This is a genomic window from Stutzerimonas chloritidismutans, from assembly GCF_038562055.1.
In the GTDB taxonomy this organism is placed as follows: domain Bacteria; phylum Pseudomonadota; class Gammaproteobacteria; order Pseudomonadales; family Pseudomonadaceae; genus Stutzerimonas; species Stutzerimonas chloritidismutans_A.
The window spans coordinates 1-24,335 of the sequence record NZ_JBCFXD010000007.1 but is presented as its reverse complement, the minus strand read 5'-3'; the positions used below and the strand labels follow the sequence as shown (position 1 = coordinate 24,335).

22 protein-coding genes are annotated in these 24,335 nt (G+C 62.4%); 18 read left to right on the top strand and 4 right to left on the bottom strand.

The annotated features are described in order from the left end of the window. Positions 1-133: 133 nt before the first annotated feature. The 4 genes from AAGW23_RS12280 to AAGW23_RS12265 form a co-directional block, all read right to left on the bottom strand. Positions 134-1,474: a short-chain fatty acid transporter gene (locus tag AAGW23_RS12280; protein WP_342406768.1), complete on the bottom strand. Its 1,341-nt coding sequence runs from the start codon at positions 1,472-1,474 to the stop codon at positions 134-136. 133 nt (positions 1,475-1,607) lie between these two features. Beyond that, complete coding sequence (locus AAGW23_RS12275) at positions 1,608-2,789, bottom strand: acetyl-CoA C-acetyltransferase (protein WP_342406767.1); 1,182 nt, start codon at positions 2,787-2,789, stop codon at positions 1,608-1,610. 75 nt (positions 2,790-2,864) lie between these two features. After that, positions 2,865-3,524, bottom strand: coding sequence for a CoA transferase subunit B (locus AAGW23_RS12270; RefSeq protein ID WP_200639559.1), 660 nt, complete (start codon positions 3,522-3,524; stop codon positions 2,865-2,867). A gap of 24 nt (positions 3,525-3,548) precedes the next feature. After that, complete coding sequence (locus AAGW23_RS12265; RefSeq protein WP_342406766.1) at positions 3,549-4,247, bottom strand: CoA transferase subunit A; 699 nt, start codon at positions 4,245-4,247, stop codon at positions 3,549-3,551. 148 nt (positions 4,248-4,395) lie between these two features. On the opposite strand from AAGW23_RS12265, the gene AAGW23_RS12260 reads away from it, so the two are divergent. The 18 genes from AAGW23_RS12260 (at position 4,396) to pcaD (ending at position 24,180) form a co-directional block, all read left to right on the top strand. Then, entirely contained in the window at positions 4,396-5,295 is a 900-nt protein-coding gene (locus AAGW23_RS12260) for a LysR family transcriptional regulator (protein WP_342406765.1), read from the top strand. Between the two features lie 226 nt (positions 5,296-5,521). Beyond that, positions 5,522-6,475: an AraC family transcriptional regulator gene (locus tag AAGW23_RS12255; RefSeq protein ID WP_342406764.1), complete on the top strand. Its 954-nt coding sequence runs from the start codon at positions 5,522-5,524 to the stop codon at positions 6,473-6,475. Between the two features lie 204 nt (positions 6,476-6,679). After that, positions 6,680-8,605 (top strand): PAS domain S-box protein, encoded by a 1,926-nt coding sequence (locus tag AAGW23_RS12250; protein WP_342406763.1) that lies wholly within the window; start codon positions 6,680-6,682, stop codon positions 8,603-8,605. A gap of 226 nt (positions 8,606-8,831) precedes the next feature. Continuing rightward, on the top strand, positions 8,832-10,193 hold the full coding sequence (benA, locus tag AAGW23_RS12245; protein WP_342406762.1) for a benzoate 1,2-dioxygenase large subunit: 1,362 nt from the start codon (positions 8,832-8,834) through the stop codon (positions 10,191-10,193). Beyond that, positions 10,193-10,681 carry a benzoate 1,2-dioxygenase small subunit gene (gene benB, locus AAGW23_RS12240; protein ID WP_342406761.1) on the top strand — a complete coding sequence of 163 codons (489 nt, stop codon included), beginning with the start codon at positions 10,193-10,195 and terminating at the stop codon, positions 10,679-10,681. Before benA ends, benB begins: the two co-directional genes overlap by 1 nt. 10 nt (positions 10,682-10,691) lie before the next feature. After that, complete coding sequence (gene benC, locus AAGW23_RS12235; RefSeq protein ID WP_342406760.1) at positions 10,692-11,702, top strand: benzoate 1,2-dioxygenase electron transfer component BenC; 1,011 nt, start codon at positions 10,692-10,694, stop codon at positions 11,700-11,702. A 72-nt stretch (positions 11,703-11,774) separates the two neighbouring features. After that, the gene (locus AAGW23_RS12230) at positions 11,775-12,554 is read left to right on the top strand and encodes a 1,6-dihydroxycyclohexa-2,4-diene-1-carboxylate dehydrogenase (RefSeq protein WP_342406759.1); all 780 of its coding nucleotides are present in this window, start codon (positions 11,775-11,777) and stop codon (positions 12,552-12,554) included. Positions 12,555-12,657: 103 nt separating this feature from the next. Beyond that, complete coding sequence (locus AAGW23_RS12225; RefSeq protein WP_342406758.1) at positions 12,658-14,001, top strand: MFS transporter; 1,344 nt, start codon at positions 12,658-12,660, stop codon at positions 13,999-14,001. A gap of 29 nt (positions 14,002-14,030) precedes the next feature. Next, positions 14,031-15,152, top strand: coding sequence for a muconate cycloisomerase family protein (locus AAGW23_RS12220; RefSeq protein WP_342406757.1), 1,122 nt, complete (start codon positions 14,031-14,033; stop codon positions 15,150-15,152). Between the two features lie 15 nt (positions 15,153-15,167). After that, on the top strand, positions 15,168-15,458 hold the full coding sequence (catC, locus tag AAGW23_RS12215) for a muconolactone Delta-isomerase (protein WP_342406756.1): 291 nt from the start codon (positions 15,168-15,170) through the stop codon (positions 15,456-15,458). A gap of 74 nt (positions 15,459-15,532) precedes the next feature. Beyond that, positions 15,533-16,471: a catechol 1,2-dioxygenase gene (catA, locus tag AAGW23_RS12210; RefSeq protein WP_342406755.1), complete on the top strand. Its 939-nt coding sequence runs from the start codon at positions 15,533-15,535 to the stop codon at positions 16,469-16,471. Positions 16,472-16,674: 203 nt separating this feature from the next. Continuing rightward, the gene (locus AAGW23_RS12205) at positions 16,675-17,898 is read left to right on the top strand and encodes a benzoate/H(+) symporter BenE family transporter (protein ID WP_342406927.1); all 1,224 of its coding nucleotides are present in this window, start codon (positions 16,675-16,677) and stop codon (positions 17,896-17,898) included. Between the two features lie 97 nt (positions 17,899-17,995). Beyond that, the gene (locus AAGW23_RS12200; RefSeq protein ID WP_342406754.1) at positions 17,996-19,267 is read left to right on the top strand and encodes an OprD family porin; all 1,272 of its coding nucleotides are present in this window, start codon (positions 17,996-17,998) and stop codon (positions 19,265-19,267) included. Positions 19,268-19,358: 91 nt separating this feature from the next. Continuing rightward, positions 19,359-20,201 (top strand): IclR family transcriptional regulator domain-containing protein, encoded by an 843-nt coding sequence (locus AAGW23_RS12195; RefSeq protein WP_342406753.1) that lies wholly within the window; start codon positions 19,359-19,361, stop codon positions 20,199-20,201. A 185-nt stretch (positions 20,202-20,386) separates the two neighbouring features. Beyond that, on the top strand, positions 20,387-21,256 hold the full coding sequence (locus AAGW23_RS12190) for a CoA transferase subunit A (RefSeq protein WP_342406752.1): 870 nt from the start codon (positions 20,387-20,389) through the stop codon (positions 21,254-21,256). Next, complete coding sequence (locus AAGW23_RS12185) at positions 21,256-22,050, top strand: CoA-transferase subunit beta (protein ID WP_342406751.1); 795 nt, start codon at positions 21,256-21,258, stop codon at positions 22,048-22,050. The genes AAGW23_RS12190 and AAGW23_RS12185 overlap by 1 nt, the downstream gene beginning before the upstream one ends. Then, entirely contained in the window at positions 22,047-23,252 is a 1,206-nt protein-coding gene (gene pcaF / locus AAGW23_RS12180; protein WP_342406750.1) for a 3-oxoadipyl-CoA thiolase, read from the top strand. The genes AAGW23_RS12185 and pcaF overlap by 4 nt, the downstream gene beginning before the upstream one ends. A 139-nt stretch (positions 23,253-23,391) precedes the next feature. Beyond that, positions 23,392-24,180, top strand: coding sequence for a 3-oxoadipate enol-lactonase (gene pcaD / locus AAGW23_RS12175; protein ID WP_342406749.1), 789 nt, complete (start codon positions 23,392-23,394; stop codon positions 24,178-24,180). Positions 24,181-24,335: the final 155 nt, after the last annotated feature.

Sequence of the window (24,335 nt, the reverse complement as noted above, 5' to 3'; positions counted from 1 at the left end):
GCACCGATCTTCATGCACACCTAGGGTGGATCACGCTTCATCGATCCACCGGGTGGCGATCCACCGGGTGGCTGCCCACCGAGCGATGTCACGGTGGATGTAAAAAGCGACATCCACCCCGCCGGACTTCGCATCAGCCGAAGAAATACAAACAGCCTGAAATGACGATGCCCGAATACACCAGCATCAGCAGGCAATAGCCCATGATGTCGCGCGCACCGAGCCCAACGATGCCGAGGATCGGCAGTGCCCAGAACGGCTGGATCATGTTGGTCCAGGCATCACCCCAGGCAATCGCCATGGCTGTGACGGCTGGCGTCACGCCGAGCGCCTGGCCAGCCGGCAGCATGATCGGTCCTTGCACAGCCCATTGGCCGCCACCGGATGGTACGAAGACGTTGACCAGCCCAGCGCTTAGAAAAGCCAGCACCGGGAAGGTGTCTGCCGAAGACCAGGCGATGAAGGTGTCGGTGATCTGCCGGCCCAGTGACAACCCCTCAGCGTTGGCGCCGACCATCATCCCCATGATTCCGGCGTAGAAGGGGAATTGGATGACGATGCCACTGATGCCGCCGATTCCGTCCTGTACCGCACGCATGTAGCGTTCGGGCGAGCCGTGCAGCGCCAGGCCGATAAACAGGAATAAGCCGATGACGATGTTCAGTGTTAGAGCGAAGCCGTTCGCAGCGAAGTAGAAACCGAAATACACCACAGCCAGCGCAACGATGATCAGGTTGAGGATGCGGCTGTCGTCCATGCGCTGCGCCAGGGTGTTACGCGGCAGGGCCTCATGAGCGGGGTCTAGCAGTTTTGCAGGGTCCGCAACTTTTGGGTCTTTCGGATGCATGGCCCAGTTGAGGATCGGCAGACCGATCACCAGCAGTGCAATGATGGTCAGGTTCATGGTTGTGAACAGGGTGTCGCCGACGCCGATGGCGGCAGTCACCACGCCGCCGGTCATGCGCTCCAGATCTGCCCCTCCAGTGGCCAGCGAAAGGGGGATGGAACCGGACAGTCCGCCGTGCCAGATCAGAAAGCCCGAGTAGGCCGCAGCGACCAGCAATGGATAATCGACGCCTTTTACTTCACGGGCCAGTGCGCGGGCGAACACCGCACCGATCACAAGGCCGAAGCCCCAGTTGATCCACGAGCCGGCCAGCGCCACCAGCGTAACCAGTACTACCGCACGGCCTGGTGTGCGGGCGGTTCGCGCCAGGCCCGCCAGCAAGCGATGGATCAAGGGGGCGCTGGCCAGGGCATGGCCAGTGACCAGGATCAGCGCCATCTGCATGGCGAAGGTGAGCAAATTCCAAAAACCCGTACCCCAGTGCTGGGCCATGGCGGGCAAACCCTGGCCGGTGACCAGCATGCTGGCAGCAAGGACGATGAGGCTGAGGAGAATGGCAAACACGAAAGGCGAGGGGAGGTATCGCTGAATGAGCTTGACGCTCAAAGCGGTAACGGAGCTGAGCATGGCTATTGATCCTTGGTTATTCTTCTTTTTAAGGCGGTGCACGTGCGTGGCGTGCGCCTCAGTCATTTCAATACGTCGAGCGGTCGATCCTGGTCGCAGCGTTAATTCTCCGTTATGAGCCGATGTAGTTGGTTTAGCCGCGCTCGATGGCCAGTGCAACGCCCTGGCCGCCGCCGATGCACAGCGTGGCAAGGCCTTTTTTCGCGTCGCGGCGGATCATCTCGTGTAGCAGCGTGACCAGCACCCGGCAGCCCGAAGCACCAATCGGGTGGCCCAGGGCGATGGCGCCGCCGTTGACGTTGACCTTGCTCGCATCCCAGCCGAGCTCTTGCTCCACCGACAGTGCCTGAGCGGCGAAGGCCTCGTTGGCTTCGATCAGGTCCAGCTCGTCGAGCGACCAGCCGGCTTTGTCCAGGCAGCGACGGGTGGCCGACACCGGCGCAATCCCCATGATTGCGGGGTCAACGCCTGCGTTGGCGTAGGCCTTGATCGTCGCCAGCACCGGCAGGCCGAGCGCCTTGGCTTTGTCGGCGCTCATCAGCAACACCGCCGCGGCGCCGTCGTTGAGACTGGAGGCGTTGCCCGCGGTGACTGAACCGTCCTTCTTGAAGGCTGGCCTGAGCTTGGCCAGTGACTCGGCGGTGGTCCCGGCACGTGGTTGCTCGTCGGTGTCGAAACGCAGCGGATCACCTTTGCGCTGAGGAATTTCGATGGGCGTGATCTCGTCGTTGAAACGCCCGGCCTCGATGGCGGCGACGGCCTTCTGCTGTGATGACGCAGCGAAGGCGTCCTGCGCTTCACGGCTGATCTGGTACTTGTCGACGAGGTTCTCCGCCGTGATACCCATGTGGAAATCGTTGAAGGCATCCCAGAGGCCATCGCTGATCATGCTGTCGACCAGCTCGGCATGGCCCATGCGCAGGCCTGTGCGGGCCTTGGGCAGCACATAGGGCGCGAGGCTCATGTTTTCCTGGCCCCCGGCAATAACCACCTCGGCATCGCCGCAGCGAATGGCCTGGGTCGCCAGATGCAGCGCCTTGAGGCCCGAACCGCACACCTTGTTCAGTGTGAATGACGGTACGGCATGGGGCAGGCCGGCCTTGATAGACGCCTGACGCGCAGGGTTCTGGCCGGAACCGGCGGTCAGCACCTGGCCGAGAATGACTTCGTCGACTTCGGCAGGGTTGAGCCCCGTCTGCTCGAGCAGGCGCTTGATCACGGCTGCACCCAGATCAGGCGCGGCGATGTTCGCCAGGCTGCCTTGGAAGGCGCCAATGGCAGTGCGAGTGGCGGCGACGATAACGACGTCTTGCATGAAAAATTCTCCAATCCGAAGCGGGAAAAGCCCCGCATGCGCTGCGCGCACCACGAGGCCTTGGAAATACGCCGATCAGGCGAACTGCATTTCCGGAACGTGATCCGGGACCACCAGCTCACCGGCAGTCTTGGCGACAATCTCCTCGACGCTCACGCCCGGCGCGCGTTCCTTGAGGACAAAGGCGCCTTTCTCGATTTCCAGATAGGCCAGGTCGGTCAGTACCCGCTTGATGCAGCCGGCACCGGTCAGCGGCAGGGTGCACTTGGGCAGCAGCTTGGACTCGCCATCCTTGGAGGCGTGCGTCATCAGCACGATGATGTTTTCGGCACCAGCAACCAGGTCCATGGCGCCGCCCATGCCTTTGATCAGCTTGCCGGGGATCATCCAGGAGGCGATGTTGCCCTGAACGTCGACCTCGAAAGCGCCGAGTACGGTGAGGTCGATATGCCCACCACGGATCATCGCGAAGGATTCGGCGGAGTTGAAAATGGACGCCCCGACCCGTGCGGTGACAGTCTGTTTGCCGGCGTTGATCATGTCGGCGTCGAGCTCTTGCTCGGTGGGGAAGGCGCCCATGCCGAGCAGGCCGTTCTCCGACTGCAGCATGACTTCCATGCCTTCCGGCACGTAGTTGGCAACCAGAGTCGGGATGCCGATGCCGAGGTTCACGTAAAAGCCGTCCTGCAGTTCGCGGGCGACGCGCTGGGCCATTTGTTCACGAGACAGTGCCATGGTCTGTTCCTCTTATTCTTTTGATTAGCTGCGGACGGTGCGCTTTTCGATGCGCTTCTCGAAGGTGCCGCAGATGAGGCGGTCGACGTAGATGCCAGGCGTGTGGATCTGGGTGGGGTCGATCTCGCCGGGTTCGACGATTTCCTCGACCTCCACCACGGTGACCTTGCCGGCGGCGGCGGCCAGCGGATTGAAGTTCTGCGCGGTGTGGCGGTAGATGACGTTGCCGTAGCGGTCCGCCTTCCAGCCCTTGACGATGGCGAAGTCGCCGGTGATGGCGTGCTCGAGGATGTGTGGACGGCCATTGAAATCACGCACGTCCTTGCCTTCGGCGATGGGGGTGCCGTAGCCGGTCGCGGTGTAGAAGGCCGGAATGCCGGCTCCGCCTGCGCGCATCTTTTCCGCCAGCGTGCCTTGGGGCGTCAGCTCGACCTCCAGCTCGCCGTTGAGCAGCTGCTTTTCGAACAGCGCGTTTTCACCGACGTAGGAAGCGATCATCTTGCGGATCTGCCGATCCTCCAGCAGTACCCCGAGGCCGAAGCCGTCGACGCCGCAGTTGTTGGAAACGACTGTCAGATCGCGGGTGCCCTTGCGCTTGATTTCGGCGATCAGGTTTTCAGGGATGCCGCAGAGGCCGAAGCCACCGGCCAGAACAGTCATGCCGTCTTCGAGGCCTTCAAGTGCCTCGGCATAGGAATTCACGCGCTTGTCGAAACCAGCCATAAACGATTCCTTTTTGTTGTTGGGTTGTTCGTGGTGAGCTGCAAACGAGTGTTCCCATCTGTGATGGATTTGTTAAGTTGATTTTTAAGCGCGATTGATTGATAAAACGAAACAAAGCGTCGTTACGCGCTCTCCCGGATCCGATTTGATGACCGTCAAACAACTTCGCGCTTTCCTGGCTGTGGCGCACACCTTGAGCTTTGCCCAGGCCTGCGAACGTCTGCATCTGTCGCAGTCGGCGCTGAGCCTGACCATCAAGGCGCTTGAGGACAGCCTGGGAGGGCGTCTGTTCAGCCGCACCACGCGTGCCGTCGGCCTTACCCCTGAAGGCGAAGCGCTGCTGCCGCTGGCGCGTCGCCTGCTGGCCGATTGGGATAATGCCGAGGATGAGCTGCGTCAGCGGTTTACGCTGCGACAGGGGCGGGTGGTTCTGGCCTCGATGCCGTCCTTTGCCGGCAACTTGCTGCCGGCGGTCCTGCGAACCTTTCGCGACCGTTACCCCTCGATCAGCGTCACGGTGCACGACGTGATCAACGAGCAGGTCATGGAAATGGTCCGCGATCGCCAGGTGGAGATCGGCATCGCCTTCGAACCCGAGCCGAGCACGCCGCTGACCTTCACCCCCCTGTACACCGACCGTTTCGTGGCGGTGGTGCCAGCTGACTCGATGTTGGCGAGCCAGAAGGAAGTGAGTTGGGAGGCCTTGCTGGAATATCCCTTCATTACGCTTCAGCGCCCCTCGACGGTGCGCGTCATGCTTGAAGACCACCTGCGCCCGAGGGGCCGTCAGTTGCCGGTGCAGTTCGAAAGTCACCAGCTGGCAACGGTGGGGCGCATGGTTGGCAGCGGTCTGGGTGTCAGTGCCGTACCGGCGCTGTGTCGTCAGCAGATGCTGGAGCTCGGTGCGTGCTGTGTTGCGCTGACCGATCCGGTGATCGAGAAACCTGTGGGCATCCTGACCAAGCCCGGCCATGAACTCTCGGTGGCGGCACAGGCCATCGCAGACACGCTGCGCGCAGAAACGAGCTATCCATGTGGTCCTGCCTGAGCGCTTGAGGTCACGGCAACAGTGGCTTTGGACCTGGCGAAGCTCTTCGAAAGCGTGCGGTAACCGGCCGCCTGGGATGTCGAAGTCCGGGCCGATCTTCTATGCTCTTGGCAGTTGTATGCTTCGCAGCCCGACCGGCCGGCCAATGCCCGGAATCAGGAACGGGCAGGCCTGGCGCCGCTGTGTTGGCGCGGCCTCACCATAATAAAGACAAGAGTGCCTCGCGATGGACAATCTGCTGAATAGCAAAAGCCGGATCTTTGACCGGGTCGACCCTCACCTGGTCTCGGAGTACGTCAATCAGCACGTCGGCACGCACTGCATTCAGCTACCGCGTACGGGCCACCCGCAAGCCAGCCTCAGCCATTGCACTTTCGGCAAGCTTGATCTTTGCAAGCTAAGTTATGGCGGTAGCGTCCATGTCACCTCGCCAGCCTTGGAAACCATCTATCACCTGCAGCTGCTGCAACGCGGGCATTGCCTCTGGCGTGGTCGTGGACAGGAGCACTATTTCACCCCAGGCGAGCTGCTGCTGATCAACCCGGACGATCCGGTAGACCTGACATACTCCGACGATTGCGAGAAGCTGATCGTCAAGTTACCCGCTTCGTTTCTTGAAAAGGCCTGCGCCGATAATCAGTGGCGAGCACCCGGTGAGGGCATCCGATTTACCGCCAGCCGGTACGAGCTCAAGCAGCTCGAAGGCATCGAAAGTCTGCTGGGCCTGATTTGCCAGGAAGCCGAAGCCGACCACTGCGTGCCTCAACTGCAGGAGCAATACAGCCGCATCATCGCCTCCAAGCTGCTCTGCACCCTGGCCAATAACATCTACCGTGAGCCGCTGAGCGAGAGCTGCCCGTCGTTCGGGCGCATCACCGATTACATTGATGAACACCTCAAGCACGACATCTCCATCGAGCAGCTTGCGCAGCTGGCCAACATGAGCGCGCGTTCGCTGTACACGCTGTTCGAGCGCAAGGTCGGCACGACGCCGAAGTCCTACATCCGCCAACGCAAGCTGGAGCACATCCACGGCCGCCTGAGCGACCCCTCGGCCAAGGTCCGCAACATCACCGAAATTGCCATGGACTACGGCTTTCTCCATCTCGGGCGATTCTCCGAAAGCTACAAGAGCACCTTCGGCGAGCTGCCGTCAGACACACTGCGCAAACATCACTAGTCTCCCGCTTGCCGGTAGTGCAACCGAGGTTGCGCTGTGCGCCGTTGCACAGCGCTTGGCGAGCGCTTCTATTCCCCCGCCGCGCGGGCGAACTCTCGCGTTGCCGGGGTGCCTATCCTGATGGGACGTTGGCCAGCTGCGCATATCTTCTGCGTTCAGCGCTCGTCACTATCCTGACTAAATCACTCGGCAAGGGATATTGGCATGCTAGGGGCCGCGTCGAACACGCTGATGGGACTCGATGATCGATATCGGCTGCTGATCGAAGCGGTGACCGATTATGCGATCTACATGCTGGATGTCGACGGCCGGGTCGTCAGTTGGAACGCCGGCGCGAGGCGCTTCAAGGGTTACGAAGAGGCCGAGATCATCGGCGAGCACTTCTCTCGCTTTTATACGGCGGAAGACCGCGCGGCCGGCATGCCGCAGCGGACGCTGGATCAAGCGGCGAGTGGGCGTTTCGAAGGTGAGGGCTGGCGGGTGCGCAAAGATGGCTCGCGCTTCTGGTGCCATGTGGTGGTCGACCCGATCCGCTCGCCGGACGGCGGCCTGATCGGTTTTGCCAAGATCACCCGCGACCTCACCGAGCGCAAGCTGGCCGAGGAGTCGCTCAAACATAGCGAACAACAGTTTCGGCTGCTGGTGCAGAGCGTCACCGATTACGCCATCTATATGCTGGACCCGACCGGGCTCGTCACCAACTGGAATGCGGGCGCGCAACGGATCAAGGGATATCAGCCCGATGAAGTGATTGGTCAGCACTACTCGCTGTTCTTTACCGAGGAAGATCGACAGAACGGCACGCCACAACGAGGCCTCGCTACTGCGTTGCGCCAGGGTCGGTTCGAGAGTCAGGGTTGGCGGGTGCGCAAGGATGGTTCGCGGTTCTGGGCGAGCGTGGTGGTCGACCCGATCCGCAGCGAGACCGGCGTTCTGATCGGCTTTGCCAAGGTGACCCGCGATATCACCGAAACTGTGGAGGCGCAGCGCGCACTGGAGAAGACGCGCGAGGCGCTGTTCCAGGCGCAAAAGATGGAATCTCTCGGCAGGCTGACCGGTGGCATCGCCCATGACTTCAACAACCTGCTGATGGCCGTGCGCGGCGGCCTCGAAATCGTCCGTCGGCGCGTGGACGGCGACCCGAGGGTCGTTCCCTTGCTGGACAACGCCATCCAGGGTGCGCAGCGGGGCATATCGCTGTCCCAGCGCATGTTGGCCTATGCACGACGCCAGGAATTGCACCTGGAGCTGGTCGATCTGTCTGCTCTGGTCCGCGGCATGGCGGATCTGCTCAGACAATCGCTCGGACCCTGTATCAACATCGACACGCGCTTTCCGCTTTTGCTCCAGCCCGTCCTGGCGGATGCCAATCAGGTCGAACTGGCGCTGCTGAATCTGGCCGTGAACGCGCGGGACGCCATGCCCAATGGCGGCACTGTCACCATTTCCGCGTGCGAACACCGCTTCGATACCAAAGAGGGTCCTTTGCAACCGGGCAACTACGTGTGCCTGGCGCTGACCGATGATGGCTCGGGGATGGACGAGGCGACGCTCGCACAAGCGATGGAACCGTTCTTCACCACCAAGGGTGTTGGCAAGGGCACGGGCCTGGGACTCTCGATGGTTCACGGTTTGGCCGCTCAGTCGGGAGGGCGCCTGTTGCTCAAAAGCGAGAAGAGCCGTGGCACCACCGCCGAGCTGTGGTTGCCCCTGGCGGTCAGTGCGGTTGCACCGGCTAAAACCGACAGCGTCCAGCAGCCGGAGCCACAGAGCGTGATGGCGCTGCAAGTGCTGGCGGTCGATGATGATCCGCTGGTGCTGATGACGACCGCTGCAATGCTCGAAGAGCTTGGTTGCGAGGTGATCGAGGCAAGTTCTGCCGAGCAGGCGCTGGAGATACTCACGCGACACCAGATCGATCTGGTGCTGACCGATCAGGCCATGCCGCACATGACAGGCACACAGCTGGCCGACTTGATCCGGCACCGGTATCCGCAACTGCCGGTCATTCTCGCCACCGGATACGCCGACAAACTCGGCGGGCGCGCCGGCAACCTGCCTAGGCTGGGCAAGCCTTTTGATATGGACGCCCTGGCCGAGAAGATTACAGCGGTCATGGGCCAGCCCTGACGGTTGGCGCGTCTGATCAATTCCTGTCGTAATCCGCACTGACGCGATCACCCGGCGCCGCTTATGGCGTCACGGCTTGTTGCGCAAGGTCGTCCGGCTTCATCGGGCCACGCGCTCCATTGTTTTGCAGAAAACGGATAAAGGTGCTGCAGGAATCGGATATTGATGCCGTCTCCCGCGCCGTAGCCTTCATCACGTAGACACAATAACAATGGAGGCCCCGGCCATGTCCCTGGGATTCGACTACCTTGATTCGCTGCTCGAAGAAGATAAAGAGAAGGGCGTCTTTCGCTGCAAGCGCGAGATGTTCACCGACGCTCGGTTGTTCGATCTGGAGATGAAACACATCTTCGAGGGCAACTGGCTGTACCTCGCTCACGAGAGCCAGATTCCCGAGAAGAACGACTACTACACCACCCAGATGGGTCGTCAGCCGATCTTCATCGCCCGCAACAAGGACGGCGAACTCAACGCCTTCATCAACGCCTGTAGCCATCGCGGCGCGATGCTGTGCCGCTTCAAAAGTGGCAACAAGGCGACCTACACCTGCCCGTTCCACGGCTGGACGTTCAATAACTCCGGCAAGCTGCTGAAGGTCAAGGACCCGAAGGAGGCCGGCTACCCGGATAGCTTCAACTGCGACGGCTCCCACGACCTGAAGAAGGTTGCGCGCTTCGAGTCCTATCGCGGCTTCCTGTTCGGCAGCCTGCGTGAGGACGTGGCACCGCTGGAAGACTTCCTCGGCGAATCGAAAAAGATCATCGACATGGTGGTCGACCAGTCGCCGGACGGCATCGAAGTGCTACGCGGCTCGTCCACCTATGTCTATGAAGGCAACTGGAAGCTGCAGGCCGAGAACGGTGCCGATGGCTACCACGTCACCGCCGTGCACTGGAACTACGCCGCCACCCAACAGCAGCGCAAGCTCAAGGAAGCAGGTGATGATATCCGCGCCATGAGCGCCGGCGGCTGGGGCAAGAAGGGCGGCGGTTTCTACTCCTTCGAGAACGGCCACCTGCTGCTCTGGACACGCTGGGACAACCCGGAAGACCGCCCGCTTTATGCGCGCCGTGACGAGATGATCGCCGAGTTCGGCCAGGCGCGGACCGACTGGATGATCGAAAACTCGCGCAACCTCTGCCTCTACCCGAACCTGTATCTGATGGACCAGTTCGGCTCGCAGCTGCGCATCGCCAAGCCGATCTCCGTCGACAAGACCGAGGTCACCATCTACTGCATCGCCCCCAAGGGCGAAAGCGCCGAAGCCCGCGCCCGCCGCATCCGCCAGTACGAAGACTTCTTCAACGTCAGCGGCATGGCCACCCCCGACGACCTGGAAGAGTTTCGCGCCTGCCAGCATGGCTTCGCCGGAAGGGCGATGGAATGGAACGACATGTCCCGCGGTGCAAAGCACTGGATCGACGGCGCTGATGAGGGCGCGCAGGAGATCGACCTGCATCCGCTGATGAGCGGCGTGCGCACCGAGGATGAAGGCCTGTTCGTGCTGCAGCATCACTACTGGCAGCAGCAGATGATCAAGGCGGTGCAGCAAGAGCAGGACCAACTGATCCACGTGGAGGGCGCGTAATGACGCTTTCCTACGAAACCGCGCGCGACTTCCTCTACCGCGAAGCGCGCTACCTGGACGACAAGGACTGGGACGCCTGGCTCGAACTCTATGCGCCGGACGCCACCTTCTGGATGCCGGCCTGGGATGACCGCGACCAGCTGACCCAGGACCCGATGAGCGAAATTTCGCTGATCTGGTACGGCAACCGCAGCGGCCTCGAAGACCGGGTGTTTCGCATCCGCACCGAGCGGTCCAGCGCGACCATTCCGGATACGCGCACGAGCCACAACATCAGCAATCTAGAGCTGCTCGGACAGGCCGATGGCGTCTGCAAGCTGCGCTTCAACTGGCACACGATGAGCTTTCGCTACAAGACAGTCGACCACTTCTACGGCACCAGCTTCTACACCCTGGATACGCGCGGCGAGAACCCGCTGATCAAGGCCAAGAAGGTCGTGCTGAAGAACGACTACATCCGCCAGATGATCGACGTGTACCACCTCTGAGGGCGCCGCCATGACTCACAAGATCGCATTGAACTTCGAAGACGGCGTCACCCGTTTCATCGACGCCAACTTAGGCGAAACCGTCGCCGATGCCGCGTACCGCCAAGGCATCAACGTCCCGCTGGATTGCCGGGACGGTGCCTGCGGAGCCTGCAAGTGCTTCGCCGAAAGCGGTCGCTACGACCTCGGCGAGGAATACATCGAGGACGCGCTGAGCGACGCCGAAGCCGAGCAGGGTTACGTATTGACCTGCCAGATGCTCGCCGAAAGCGACTGCGTGATTCGCGTGCCGGCCGCTTCTGACATCTGCAAGACCCAGCAGGCCAACTACCAGGCTGCGATCAGCAATGTGCGCCAGCTCTCCGAGAGCACCATTGCGCTGTCGATCAAGGGCGAATCGCTGAACCAGCTGGCGTTCCTGCCCGGGCAGTACGTGAACCTGCAGGTGCCCGGCAGCGACCAGACCCGCGCCTATTCCTTCAGCTCGCTGCAGAAGGACGGCGAGGTCAGCTTCCTGATCCGCAACGTGCCGGGCGGCCTGATGAGCAGCTTTCTGACCAACCTTGCCAAGGCTGGCGACAGCGTCAACCTGGCCGGCCCGCTTGGCGCCTTCTATCTGCGCGAAATCAAGCGGCCGCTGCTGTTGCTGGCGGGCGGCACCGGCCTCGCGCCGTTCACCGCAATGCTGGAGAAGATCGCCGAGCAGGGTAGCGAGCATCCGCTGCACCTGATCTACGGCGTCACCCACGACCACGACCTGGTGGAGATGGAGAAGCTCGAGGCCTTCGCTGCGCGTATCCCTAACTTCACTTACAGCGCCTGCGTCGCCAGCCCGGACAGCGCCTATCCACAGACGGGTTACGTGACCCAGCACATCGAGCCCAAGCACCTGAATGACGGTGAGGTGGACATCTACCTCTGCGGCCCGCCTCCGATGGTCGAGGCGGTCAGCGGGTTCATTCGCGAGCAGGGGCTGGAACCGGCGAACTTCTACTACGAGAAGTTTGCCGCCAGCGCCTGATTCGCCAGCCGTAGGGTGGGCAACTGCGCCGCATTGCCCACCGAATCCCTCGCCATTCCAGAGGTTGGGTAGATGAACACACGTTTTCAGAACAAGGTCGCCGTGATCACCGGCGCGGCCCAGGGTATCGGTCGGCGTGTTGCCGAGCGCATGGGCGAAGAGGGTGCCAGGCTGTTGCTGGTCGACCGCTCTGAGTTGGTCCATGAACTGGCCGATGAGCTAGGGGCGAAGGGTGTCGAGGTGCTGACCTTGACCGCCGACCTCGAACAGTTCGCGGACTGCCATCGGGTGATGGATGCTGCCCAAGAACGCTTCGGCCGTCTCGACATCCTTATCAATAATGTCGGCGGCACCATCTGGGCCAAGCCCTTCGAGCATTACCAGGAACACGAGATCGAGGCCGAAGTGCGCCGCTCGCTGTTCCCCACGCTGTGGTGTTGTCACGCCGCGCTGCCGCACATGCTGGAGCAGGGCGCGGGCGCCATCGTCAACGTCTCTTCGATCGCCACCCGCAGCCTCAACCGCGTGCCCTACGGCGCGGCCAAGGGCGGCGTCAATGCGCTGACCGCGTGCCTGGCCTTCGAAAATGCCGAGCGCGGGATTCGCGTCAACGCCACCGCGCCGGGCGGGACCGAGGCGCCGCCGCGCCGTATTCCGCGCAACGCCGCCGAGCAGAGCGAGCAGGAAAAGATCTGGTACCAGCAGATCGTCGATCAAACCGTCGACTCATCGCTGATGAAACGCTACGGGACAGTCGACGAGCAGGCCGGCGCCATCCTGTTTCTCGCTTCGGACGACGCTTCCTACATCACCGGCGTGACGCTGCCGGTGGGTGGTGGCGACCTCGGCTGAATCACAGAGACCGGCCTGATCGGCCAGCGTCAGGGCACCTCGGGCTTGCAGCGCTACCGCTGCGGCCGAACCGCGACTAACAAAAACAATAGAGAGTCTTGCCATGCGAAAAGTAGATGTTCACGAAATCATCGATAACGCGCGCTTCAGCCGCTTCCACTGGCTGGTCGTGTGCCTCTGCGCACTGCTGCTGATCTTCGACGGCTACGACCTGTTCATCTACGGCGTGGTGCTGCCGGTGATCATGAAAGAGTGGGGGCTGAGCCCACTGGAAGCCGGCGCCCTCGGCAGTTATGCGCTATTCGGCATGATGTTCGGCGCGCTGGTGTTCGGCACCCTGGCCGACCGCATCGGCCGCAAGAAAGGCATCGCTATCTGCTTCGTGTTGTTCAGCGGCGCCACGGTGCTCAACGGTTTTGCCAGCACGCCCACCGAGTTCGGCATCTTCCGCTTTCTCGCCGGTCTCGGCTGCGGCGGGCTGATGCCCAACGTGGTGGCGCTGATGAATGAATACGCGCCGAAGAAACTGCGCAGCACGCTGGTAGCCGTCATGTTCAGCGGCTACTCGTTGGGCGGCATGCTGTCGGCCGGCCTCGGAATCTACATGCTGCCGCGCTTCGGCTGGGAAGCGATGTTCTTCGCTGCTGCCGTGCCGCTGCTGCTGTTGCCATTGATTCTCTGGTATCTGCCGGAATCGGTGGGTTTCCTGGTTCGTCAGGGCCGCGTTGAACAGGCCCGAGCGCTGCTGAACAAGGTCGACCCCAGCAGCCAGCTGTCCGCAGACGATGAACTGGTAATGACCGACGTGAAGGGCAAGAGCGCCTCGGTGCTGGAGCTGTTTCGTGATGGTCGTGGTGTGCGCACGGTGTCGCTGTGGCTGGCGTTCTTCTGCTGCCTGTTGATGGTCTACGCGCTGGGCTCCTGGCTGCCGAAACTGATGGCCAACGCGGGTTACAGCCTGGGTTCCAGCCTGTCGTTCCTGCTGGCGCTGAACTTCGGCGGGATGGCTGGTGCCATTCTCGGCGGCTGGCTGGGCGACCGTTTCAACCTGTCGAAAGTGGTGGTGGTGTTCTTCGCCGTGTCGGTGGCCTCCATCAGCCTGCTGGGTTTCAAGACGCCGATGCCGGTCCTCTACACACTGATCTTCATCGCCGGTGCCACCGTGATCGGCACGCAGATCCTGCTGTACGCAACCGCCGCCCAGTTCTACGGCCTGTCCATCCGCTCCACCGGTCTCGGCTGGGCCTCGGGTATCGGCCGCAACGGCGCCATCGTCGGCCCATTGCTGGGTGGGGCACTGCTGGGCATCAACCTGCCGCTGCAACTCAACTTCATGGCCTTCGCCGTGCCGGGCGTCGTCGCCGCACTGGCCATGGCCGTCTTCGCCATCTCCAGCAAGCGCAGCCCGGACGCCCCACCAATCGTGCTGTCGGCGGCCAAGGCGTGAATTCTGACACTGGTAAATCGGAAATCGATATGAGCCCCATCCTGATCGAAAGCATCCAGGCAATCGTCGTCGACCTGCCAACCATCCGCCCGCACAAGCTGGCCATGCACACCATGCAGAGGCAGACGCTGGTGGTCATCCGCGCAAAGTGCAGTGACGGTCTCGAAGGCATCGGTGAGTCCACCACCATTGGTGGCCTGGCCTACGGCAACGAGAGCCCGGATAGCATCAAGCAGAACATCGACAGCCACCTCGGCCGGCTGCTGGTGGGGCAGGATGCGGCGAACATCAACGCTGCCATGCTGCGCCTGGACAAGGCGGCCAAGGGCAATACCTTCGCCAAGTCCGGCCTCGAAAGCGCACTGCTGGACGCTCAGGGCAAGCGCCTCGGGCTGCCGGTCAGCGAGCTGCTCGGCGGCCGCGTACGTGACCGCCTGGAAGTCGCCTGGACCCTGGCCAGCGGCAACACGGCCGAGGACATCGAAGAGGCCGAGCGCATGCTCGATATCCGCCGCCATCGCATCTTCAAGCTGAAGATCGGCGCTGGCGAAGTGAATGCCGACCTCAAGCACGTCATCGCCATCAAGCAGGCCCTCGGCGAGCGCGCCAGTGTGCGTGTCGACGTCAACCAGGCGTGGGACGAGTCGGTGGCGCTGCGGGCCTGCCGCATCCTCGGCGACAACGGTATTGATCTGATCGAGCAGCCCATCTCGCGGATCAACCGCGGCGGGCAGATCAGGCTGAACCAGCGCAGCCCCGCGCCGATCATGGCCGACGAATCCATCGATAGCGTCGAGGACGCCTTCAGCCTGGCGGCCGACGGCGCCGCCAGTATTTTCGCCCTGAAGATCGCCAAGAACGGCGGCCCACGTGCCGTGCTGCGCACCGCGCAGATCGCCGAAGCCGCAGGCGTGGCGCTGTATGGCGGCACCATGCTCGAAGGCGCCATCGGCACCCTGGCTTCGGCGCATGCCTTCCTCACGCTGAACAAACTGCAGTGGGGCACCGAGCTGTTCGGGCCGCTGCTGCTCACCGAAGAAATCGTCACCGACGCACCGGTCTATCGCGACTTCCAGCTGGAAGTGCCGCGCACGCCGGGTCTCGGTCTGACCCTGGATGAAGAGCGCCTGGCGTTCTTCAGTCGCAAATAACCGGAGGCTGAACCGATGCTGTTCCACGTAAAGATGACCGTAAAACTGCCCGTCGACATGGACCCGGGCAAGGCCTTCAAGCTCAAGGCCGACGAGAAGGAACTGGCCCAACGCCTTATGCGCGAGGGCAAGTGGCGCCACCTGTGGCGCATCGCCGGTCAGTACGCCAACTACAGCGTGTTCGATGTGGCCAGCGTGCAGGAGCTGCACGACACCCTGATGCAGCTGCCGCTGTTCCCCTACATGGAAATCGAGGTCGACCCGCTGTGCCGGCACCCATCCTCGATTCGTGAAAACGACAGCTGATCGAATTTGAAAGAGGCCGGTGTCCGCCGGCCAGCGACCCAGCGTTACCACAACTACAAGATGAGGCCTGAGCCATGATTGTGAAAATCTCCCACTCCCCGGAAATCCAGCAATTCTTCAAGGAAGCCAGCGGCTTCAACAATGACGACGGCAGCAGCCGGATGAAGACCGTGACCAACCGCATCCTGGTCGACGCGGCGAAGATCATCGAAGACCTGGAAATCAGCCAGGACGAATTCTGGAAGGCAGTTGACTACCTCAATCGCCTCGGCGGGCGCAATGAAGCCGGCTTGCTGGTCGCCGGGCTCGGCCTCGAACACTTTCTCGACTTGCTGGAAGATGCCAAGGACGCTCAGATCGGCCTGACTGGCGGTACGCCGCGCACCATCGAAGGGCCGCTTTACGTCTCCGGCGCGCCGATTGCTGAAGGCGAAGTCCGCATGGACGATGGCAGCGAGGAGGGTGTCGCCACGACGATGTTCCTGCAGGGGCGTGTTACCGGGCCGGACGGAAAGCCTCTCGCTGGCGCCACTGTGGACCTGTGGCACGCCAACACCCAGGGCAACTATTCCTACTTCGACAAGAGCCAGTCCGACTACAACCTGCGTCGCCGCATCGTCACCGACGAGAGCGGCTGTTACCGCGCGCGCAGCATCGTGCCGTCCGGCTATGGCTGCTCGCCCGACGGTCCGACCCAGGAGGTGCTCGACACTCTCGGTCGCCACGGTCAGCGCCCGGCGCATATCCACTTCTTTATCTCCGCACCGGGTCATCGTCATCTGACCACCCAGATCAACCTGGCCGGCGACAAGTACCTGTGGGACGACTTCGCCTACGCCACCCGTGACGGCCTGGTCGGTGACATTCATTTCAACGACGAACCAGAGGCGGCGCAGGCTCGTGGGGTGCAGGGGCGGTTTGCGGAAGTCGAATTCGACTTCCAGCTGCAGAAAGCCCCGGCGCTTGAAGCCGAGCAACGCAGCAACCGCCCGCGGGCTTTGCAAGAGGCGTGAGGCGTGGCTGCGGCGGCAAGCACGGATGTCGCGGCTGACGTAGGGTGGATGACGCTCTTTTCATCCACCGGCTCCATGCATTGCCGGCGGTGGATGGGTGAAGCGTCATCCACCCCACGCTCAACGGGCCAGACTGCATGACCACAACAACACGAGCGCGCCGGACGCTGTCACGGGGCGCCATGCCTGACGTGCGAGGCGATATGAAAGCGCTGTACCAAGATTTTTCCCTGTCGGCGGTTGTCGCCGGCTTTATCGCGACGGTGATTTCCTACGCCGGGCCGCTGGTGATCATCTTCCAGGCGGCGGAGGCGGGTGGCTTGCCGCGCGACATGCTGTCCTCCTGGGTGTGGACGGTGTCCATCGGGAGCGGTGTGCTGGGCATCGTTCTCAGCCTGCTCTACCGTGTGCCGATCATCATTGCCTGGTCCGCACCGGGTTCGGCGTTGCTGGTGACCATGCTGCCGGACATCAGTCTGAACGAGGCGGTCGGTGCCTACCTGGTCTCCAGTCTGATCGTGCTGCTGGTCGGGCTGTCGGGCGCGTTCGACCGAATCATTCGCAAGCTGCCCGCGGCGATCTCCGCGGCCATGCTGGCGGGCATCCTGTTTCGCTTTGGCACCGGGTTGTTCGTGGCAGTCAAGGAACAGCCCGGCCTGGTACTGGCAATGTTCGCAACCTATCTGCTGTTCAAGCGGGCAATGCCGCGCTATGCGGTGATGGCTGTGCTGGCGGTAGGGGTGGCCATGGCCGTTGCCAGCGGCGAGCTGCACAGCGAGGCGTTGGTGATCGGGCTGGCGACACCGATCTGGATCACCCCTGAGTTCAGCTGGCAGGTGGTCGTGGGCGTGGCCTTGCCGCTGGTGATGGTCGCGCTGACCGGGCAGTTCGTACCGGGCATGGCGGTGCTGCGCAACGAAGGTTACCAGACGCCGGCGAGCCCTTTGATCAGCAGCAGTGCGTTGGGCTCGCTGATCCTGGCGCCGTTCGGTTGCCACGGCCTGAACCTGGCTGCAATCACCGCCGCGATCTGCACCGGCAAGGAAGCCCACGAGGATCCGGCTAAACGCTATGTCGCCGGCGTCTCCGGCGGGGTGTTCTACCTGTTGCTGGGTATTTTTGGTGCGACTCTGGTATCGGTGTTCACGGCGTTTCCCGCGGCACTGATCGCTGCCTTGGCCGGGCTGGCGCTACTGGCCGCCATCGGCGGCGCACTGAGCGCTGCGATGTCAGTGCCAGCGGATCGCGAAGCCGCACTGATCACCTTTCTGGTGACCGCCTCCGGCATGTCGTTGCTCGGTTTGTCCGCGGCATTCTGGGGGCTGATCTTCGGCTTGGCCGCCCATCTACTGCTGGCGGCGCGACGGCCTCGGTCGACAGCATCGGTTGGCACTCCGGTGCTTGAAGAGAAACAGCCAACGCGCTGAGCCACACCGCTTCCAACTGAACCTCGTCTGTCTGCCAGCTCATGCTGGCGGTACGGCGGGTGTGTACCTGAAAAACAATAACGACGAGTCCATAAGAATGAAAAACAAGCTGAAACTGTCCCGCATCGCCCTGGCCGTCGGCACCAGCCTCAGCCTCTTCACAGCGCATGCTGCCGAGGTGGGCTTCATCGACGGCACCACGGCAACGCTGCTGGCGCGGAACTATTACTTCAGTCGCGACTTCTCCGACATTGTCGGGCCTAACCAGCAATCCAAAGCGCAGGAGTGGGCGCAAGGTTTCATTCTCAACGTCAGGTCGGGCTACACCGAAGGCGCCGTCGGTTTCGGCGTCGATGTGCTTGGCCAGCTAGGCTTCAAGCTCGACAGCAGCGGTAGTCGGGTCAACACCGGCTTGCTTCCGACCGGCAGTGATGGCAACGCGGCAGATGACTTCGGACGCATTGGCGCGGCGCTCAAGGCCCGGCTGTCGAAGACCGAACTCAAGCTCGGCGAGCTGACCCCGAACCTGCCAGTTCTGACCTTCAGTGACATCCGCCTGCTGCCACCGACCTATCAAGGCGCCAGTCTCGTAGCCCAGGAAATCGACGGGCTGACTGTGCAGGCCGGTCAGTTCCGCTCGGCCAGCGTGCTCAACGAAGCGGGTGACGGCAAGATGCGCGCGAAGCTCGGCCATATCCCGCAGTTGGGTGGCTATGCCGAGACTGACCGCTTCAACTATGCCGGCGCGGACTATGCCTTCAACGACAAGCGCACCAGCGCCGGCATCTGGTACGCGCAGCTCAAGGACATCTACAATCAGCGTTTGTATAACCTCAAGCACAGTGAGCCGGTGGCAGATTGGGTGTTCGGCGCCAATCTCGGCTTCTATGATTCTGAAGAGGACGGCGAGCGCATGCTGGGTGACATCGATAACCAGGCGCTGTTTTCGCTGCTGTCGGCCAAGCGTGGAGGCCACACCTTTTCGGTCGGCTACCAGGCGATGTTCGGCGACGATGCCTTTCCCCGGGTTTTCAACAACGTCAGCCCGCTGGGCAATGAAGTGCCCACTTACGAATTCGCCGGTGCCGATGAGCGCTCCTGGCAGTTGCGGCATGACTTCGACTTTTCTGCTGTCGGTATCCCTGGACTGGTGTCCACGCTGCGCTACCTGCGCGGTCACAACGTAGACACCGGTCGGGGCTTCGAGGGGCAGGCGTGGGAGCGCGATCTGGACCTTGGCTACACCTTTCAGAGCGGTGTGCTGAAGAATCTGGCGGTACGGGTGCGCAACGTCACCGCGCGCTCCAACTATCGCAGCGATATCGACGAAAATCGGCTGATCTTCAACTACACCTGGCAACTTTTGTAACAGCTACAGCCCTTGGCTTTAAGTGATCAACTCTGCGATTATCGAACGACAGTACGATAATCGCCCATCGCTTTCGCCGAGGACGCCTGCCATGAATGACGAATCCCGCCCCAGTCTTGCTCCGATGGCGCCGGCCATCATCGCGTCGCCGGCCAAACGCATCGAAGCGCTGACCGGCGATCCCAATTTCATGACCTCGCTGGCGCGGGGGCTGGCGGTGATACATGCGTTTCAGGAGCGCAAGCGCCATCTGACCATTGCCCAGATCAGCCACCGCACGGAAATCCCCCGGGCCGCGGTGCGGCGTTGCCTGCACACGCTGATCAAGCTGGGCTACGCCACCACCGACGGGCGCACCTATTCGCTGCTGCCCAAGGTACTGACCCTCGGCCATGCCTATCTGTCCTCAACGCCGCTGGCGGTCACCGCGCAGCCGATCCTTGACCGTCTCAGCGATCAGCTCCACGAAGCCTGCTCGATGGCGACGCTGGAAGGCGATGAAGTGCTCTATTTGGCTCGTTCTGCCACGCCGCAGCGACTGATTTCGGTCGACCTCAGCGTAGGCAGCCGGCTGCCGGCGTACTGCACCTCCATGGGCCGAATTCTGCTGGCGGCGCTGGACGATGCCGCGCTGGACGATTATCTGGAACACGCGAACCTGCAGATCAAAACCAGCCGCACGTTGCACACGCCTGAGGCCATCCGTGCCTCGATCGCCGAGATCAGGCAGCAGGGTTGGGTCATCATCGACCAGGAGTTGGAAGTCGGCCTGCGCTCGCTGGCCGTACCGCTGAAGGATTCCGCAGGCCAGGTGCTGGCTGCGCTGAACGTCGGCACCCACGCCAGTCGAATGACCAAGCAGGAGCTTGAGACACGCTTCCTGCCAGTGCTGCTGGAGGCGAGCCAGGAGCTGAGTACCCGTCTGTTCCACTGATGCAGCGGACGGTATCCGCGTACGGGAGATGGCGAGGAAGGTCGTCTCGGTCGATCGGGGTGATTGTGGTTAGTGTTCGTTAATCGCACAGCTAATCGATTATCGGATTGTCCCGAGTGGGCTCGATGGGTAGTGTGAATCGCAAGCGCATCACGCGCATTTCGCTAGCCACACGAGACAGACCCATGGCCGATCTTCTTTCCCTTCGCGAAGCAGTGGATCGCTTCGTCAGCAACGGTGACACCGTTGCGCTTGAAGGCTTCACGCATCTGATCCCCACCGCCGCCGCCCATGAACTCATCCGTCAGGACAAGAAGGACCTGACCCTGGTACGGATGACCCCCGACCTGGTTTATGACCTGCTGATCGGCGCCGGTTGCGCGAAGAAACTGGTGTTCTCCTGGGGCGGCAATCCGGGTGTGGGTTCCTTGCACCGCCTGCGAGACGCCGTGGAAAAGCAGTGGCCACAGCCGCTGGAAATCGAAGAGCACAGCCACGCCGATTTGGCCAACGCCTACGTTGCCGGTGCGTCCGGACTGCCGTTCGCGGTGCTGCGCGCCTACCTGGGTTCCGATTTGCCGAAGGTCAATCCGATGATCAAGTTCATCGATTGCCCCTTTACTGGCGAAACGCTGGCTGCAGTTCCCAGCGTGCGCCCGGACGTCACCGTGATCCACGCGCAGAAGGCCGATCGCAACGGCAACGTGCTGATCGCCGGTATTCTGGGTGTGCAGAAGGAAGCGGCGCTGGCGGCCAAGCGCTGCATCGTCACCGTCGAGGAAATCGTCGATGACCTGCAGGCACCGATGAATGCCTGCGTATTGCCGACCTGGGCGCTGAGTGCCGTGTGCCTGGTACCGGGAGGCGCGCATCCGTCCTATGCGCATGGCTACTACGAGCGTGACAACCGCTTCTACCAGCAGTGGGACCCGATTGCCCGTGACCGCGATACCTTCACCGCCTGGATCAATGAGTTCATTCGCGGTACCGAAGATTTTTCAGCCTTTCAAGAAAAGATAGGGGCCAGGCTGGCCGCGCAGCAGGAGGCCCAGTGATGAGCGCTCACGCCAATGATTACAGCACCAATGAAATGATGACCGTTGCCGCCTCCCGTCGGCTCGGCGACGGCAGTGTCTGCTTTGTCGGCATCGGCCTGCCATCCAAAGCCGCGAACCTGGCGCGCCTGACTCACGCACCGGAGGTGGTGCTGATCTACGAATCTGGCCCCATTGGCGCCAAGCCGTCCGTGCTGCCGCTGTCCATCGGCGATGGCGAGCTGGCAGAGACCGCTGACACTGTGGTGCCCACCGCCGAGATCTTTCGCTACTGGCTGCAAGGTGGCCGCATCGACGTCGGCTTTCTCGGCGCGGCGCAGGTGGACAAGTACGGCAACATCAACACCACGGTGATCGGTAACTATCACCAACCGAAAGTTCGCTTGCCAGGGGCTGGCGGGGCGCCGGAAATTGCAGGGTCGGCTAAAAAGGTGCTGATCATTCTCAAACAGTCGCACCGCACCTTTGTCGACAAGCTGGCGTTCATTACTTCGGTCGGGTTTGGCGAGGGTGGTGACCACCGCAAGCGGCTCGGGCTGCCGGGCAGCGGGCCGGTTGGGATCATCACCGACCTGTGCATCATGGAGCCCGAAGCGGGGTCCAACGAATTCGTGGTGACTTCGCTGCACCCGGGCGTGACCCGAGAACAGGTAATCGAGAACACCGGTTGGGCCATCCGTTTCGCCGATCAACTGGGCGAAACCGCGGCGCCGACCAATACTGAACTGGAGGCCCTGCGTGCCCTTGAGGCCCGCACCGCCGCCGCCCACGGACAAGCTGGAGGTGACGAGTGACACGCGAAGTCTATATCTGCGATGCGGTACGCACGCCCATTGGTCGCTTCGGCGGTGCGCTGGCTGCCGTGCGAACCGACGATCTGGCAGCCACGCCGATCAAGGCACTGCTCGAGCGCAACCCCGGACTCGACCCGGCAGCGGTTGAGGAAGTCTTCATGGGCAGCGCCAACCAGGCCGGTGAGGACAACCGCAACGTCGCGCGCATGGCCGCGCTGCTGGCCGGCCTGCCGGAAACCGTACCGGGCGTGACACTCAATCGCCTCTGTGCGTCGGGCATGGATGCCGTGGGTAGCGCTTTTCGCGCCATCGCCTGCGGTGAAATGGAGCTGGCCATCGCCGGCGGCGTCGAGTCCATGACCCGCGCGCCTTACGTGATGGGCAAGGCCGATACCGCGTTCGGCCGCACGCAGAAGATCGAAGACACCACCATTGGCTGGCGCTTCATCAACCCGAAGATGAAGGAGATGTACGGCGTCGATGCCATGCCCCAGACCGCCGACAACGTAGCCGAAGAGCACCAGGTCAGCCGTGAGGACCAAGACGCCTTCGCACTGCGCAGCCAGCAACGCACCGGCAAGGCGCAGGCGGCCGGTTTCTTCGCCGAGGAAATAGTTCCGGTGGTGATCAAAGGCCGCAAGGGCGATACCGTCGTGGATACCGACGAGCATCCGCGCCCAGACACCAGCGTCGAGGCGCTGGCCAAGCTCAAGCCGGTTAACGGACCGGACAAGACGGTCACCGCCGGCAATGCTTCGGGCGTCAACGACGGAGCAGCAGCGATGATTCTCGCCAGCGCTGAAGCGGTCAAGAAATACGGCCTCAAGCCTCGCGCCAAAGTGCTCGGCATGGCCAGCGCTGGCGTGGCGCCGCGGGTCATGGGCTATGGTCCGGTCCCTGCAGTGCGCAAGCTGTGCGAGCGGCTGAATCTGGCCGTGAGCGACTTCGATGTGATCGAACTCAACGAAGCCTTCGCCGCTCAGGCGCTGGCGGTGACGCGCGACCTGGGACTGGACGATGACAGCCTGAAGGTCAACCCGCAGGGCGGGGCCATCGCCCTCGGCCACCCGCTGGGCATGAGCGGTGCGCGTCTGGTGCTGACCACCGTCCACGCGCTGGAAAAGAACGGCGGCAAGCTGGGGCTGGCGACCATGTGCGTCGGCGTGGGGCAGGGTTTGGCGCTGGCGCTGGAAAAGGTCTGACCTTTTGCCAGGGTGGGTTGCAGCGGAACGCCGCGCGGCCCAACGACGGCCATTGATGTCGCGCCCTCGTCGGGTAGTCTTCAGTCCGCCAGTCAGTCCACCCGCATCTGCTGTTAATTTGTTACCCAGGAGAGCTCCCATGCCCAGCATCAAACTCGCCGATGGCGAACTGAATTACCGCTTCGATGGCCCGGTGGATGCGCCTGTACTGGTGCTGTCCAACTCGCTGGGCACGACATTCGAGATGTGGGATGCACAGGTCCCCGCGTTCAGCGAACACTTCCGAGTGCTGCGTTATGACACCCGCGGCCACGGCGGATCTTCCGTCACCCCTGGCCCGTACAGCATCGAGCAGCTCGGCCGGGACGTGCTGGATCTGGTCGATTCCCTGGCAATCGACCGTTTCGCCTTCTGCGGTTTGTCCATGGGTGGCCTGATCGGCCAATGGCTGGGCATCCACGCAGGCGAGCGCTTGACCCGTCTGGTGCTGTGCAACACCGGCGCGAAAATCGGCACCGACGCGGTGTGGAACGAGCGGATCGACGGCGTGCTGCGCGGCGGCGAGCAGGCCATGCGCGACATGCGAGATGCCGCCGTTTCACGTTGGTTCACACCGACCTTTGCCGGACGCTCGCCGGAACAGACCAGCCGTATCACCCAGATGATCGCAGGCACTTCACCAACCGGATACGCCGCCAACTGCGCTGCGGTGCGCGATGCCGATTATCGGGAGCAGCTGGGCGCGATCAAGGTACCGACGCTGGTGGTCTGTGGCCGCCACGATCCGGTCACGACAATTGAACACGGGCGCTTCATCCAGGCTCATGTGGACGGTGCACAGTTGATCGATCTGGAGGCGGCGCACCTGTCGAACGTCGAAACCGGCGATGATTTCACCCGTCCGGTGCTTGCGTTTCTGCGCGGCTGAGGGGCTCTCGATTCGATAAAAACCCGGGCCGCCAGGGCCCGGTAAAAGATCAACGAGGAGTCAATGCAGTGATGCTTGCTGGTCTTACCAGAGCGCCAGGGTGTAGCTGAGGATCAGGCGGGTTTCGTTGATGTCGCTGCCGAAGTTGCTGCGCA

Bases quoted from the DNA above. Each gene is read 5' to 3' on its own strand.
- AAGW23_RS12280 (WP_342406768.1), bottom strand. From the start codon at position 1,474: ATGCTCAGCTCCGTTACCGCTTTGAGCGTCAAGCTCATTCAGCGATAC.
- AAGW23_RS12275 (WP_342406767.1), bottom strand. From the start codon at position 2,789: ATGCAAGACGTCGTTATCGTCGCCGCCACTCGCACTGCCATTGGCGCC.
- AAGW23_RS12270 (WP_200639559.1), bottom strand. From the start codon at position 3,524: ATGGCACTGTCTCGTGAACAAATGGCCCAGCGCGTCGCCCGCGAACTG.
- AAGW23_RS12265 (WP_342406766.1), bottom strand. From the start codon at position 4,247: ATGGCTGGTTTCGACAAGCGCGTGAATTCCTATGCCGAGGCACTTGAA.
- AAGW23_RS12260 (WP_342406765.1), top strand. From the start codon at position 4,396: ATGACCGTCAAACAACTTCGCGCTTTCCTGGCTGTGGCGCACACCTTG.
- AAGW23_RS12255 (WP_342406764.1), top strand. From the start codon at position 5,522: ATGGACAATCTGCTGAATAGCAAAAGCCGGATCTTTGACCGGGTCGAC.
- AAGW23_RS12250 (WP_342406763.1), top strand. From the start codon at position 6,680: ATGCTAGGGGCCGCGTCGAACACGCTGATGGGACTCGATGATCGATAT.
- benA (WP_342406762.1), top strand. From the start codon at position 8,832: ATGTCCCTGGGATTCGACTACCTTGATTCGCTGCTCGAAGAAGATAAA.
- benB (WP_342406761.1), top strand. From the start codon at position 10,193: ATGACGCTTTCCTACGAAACCGCGCGCGACTTCCTCTACCGCGAAGCG.
- benC (WP_342406760.1), top strand. From the start codon at position 10,692: ATGACTCACAAGATCGCATTGAACTTCGAAGACGGCGTCACCCGTTTC.
- AAGW23_RS12230 (WP_342406759.1), top strand. From the start codon at position 11,775: ATGAACACACGTTTTCAGAACAAGGTCGCCGTGATCACCGGCGCGGCC.
- AAGW23_RS12225 (WP_342406758.1), top strand. From the start codon at position 12,658: ATGCGAAAAGTAGATGTTCACGAAATCATCGATAACGCGCGCTTCAGC.
- AAGW23_RS12220 (WP_342406757.1), top strand. From the start codon at position 14,031: ATGAGCCCCATCCTGATCGAAAGCATCCAGGCAATCGTCGTCGACCTG.
- catC (WP_342406756.1), top strand. From the start codon at position 15,168: ATGCTGTTCCACGTAAAGATGACCGTAAAACTGCCCGTCGACATGGAC.
- catA (WP_342406755.1), top strand. From the start codon at position 15,533: ATGATTGTGAAAATCTCCCACTCCCCGGAAATCCAGCAATTCTTCAAG.
- AAGW23_RS12205 (WP_342406927.1), top strand. From the start codon at position 16,675: ATGAAAGCGCTGTACCAAGATTTTTCCCTGTCGGCGGTTGTCGCCGGC.
- AAGW23_RS12200 (WP_342406754.1), top strand. From the start codon at position 17,996: ATGAAAAACAAGCTGAAACTGTCCCGCATCGCCCTGGCCGTCGGCACC.
- AAGW23_RS12195 (WP_342406753.1), top strand. From the start codon at position 19,359: ATGAATGACGAATCCCGCCCCAGTCTTGCTCCGATGGCGCCGGCCATC.
- AAGW23_RS12190 (WP_342406752.1), top strand. From the start codon at position 20,387: ATGGCCGATCTTCTTTCCCTTCGCGAAGCAGTGGATCGCTTCGTCAGC.
- AAGW23_RS12185 (WP_342406751.1), top strand. From the start codon at position 21,256: ATGAGCGCTCACGCCAATGATTACAGCACCAATGAAATGATGACCGTT.
- pcaD (WP_342406749.1), top strand. From the start codon at position 23,392: ATGCCCAGCATCAAACTCGCCGATGGCGAACTGAATTACCGCTTCGAT.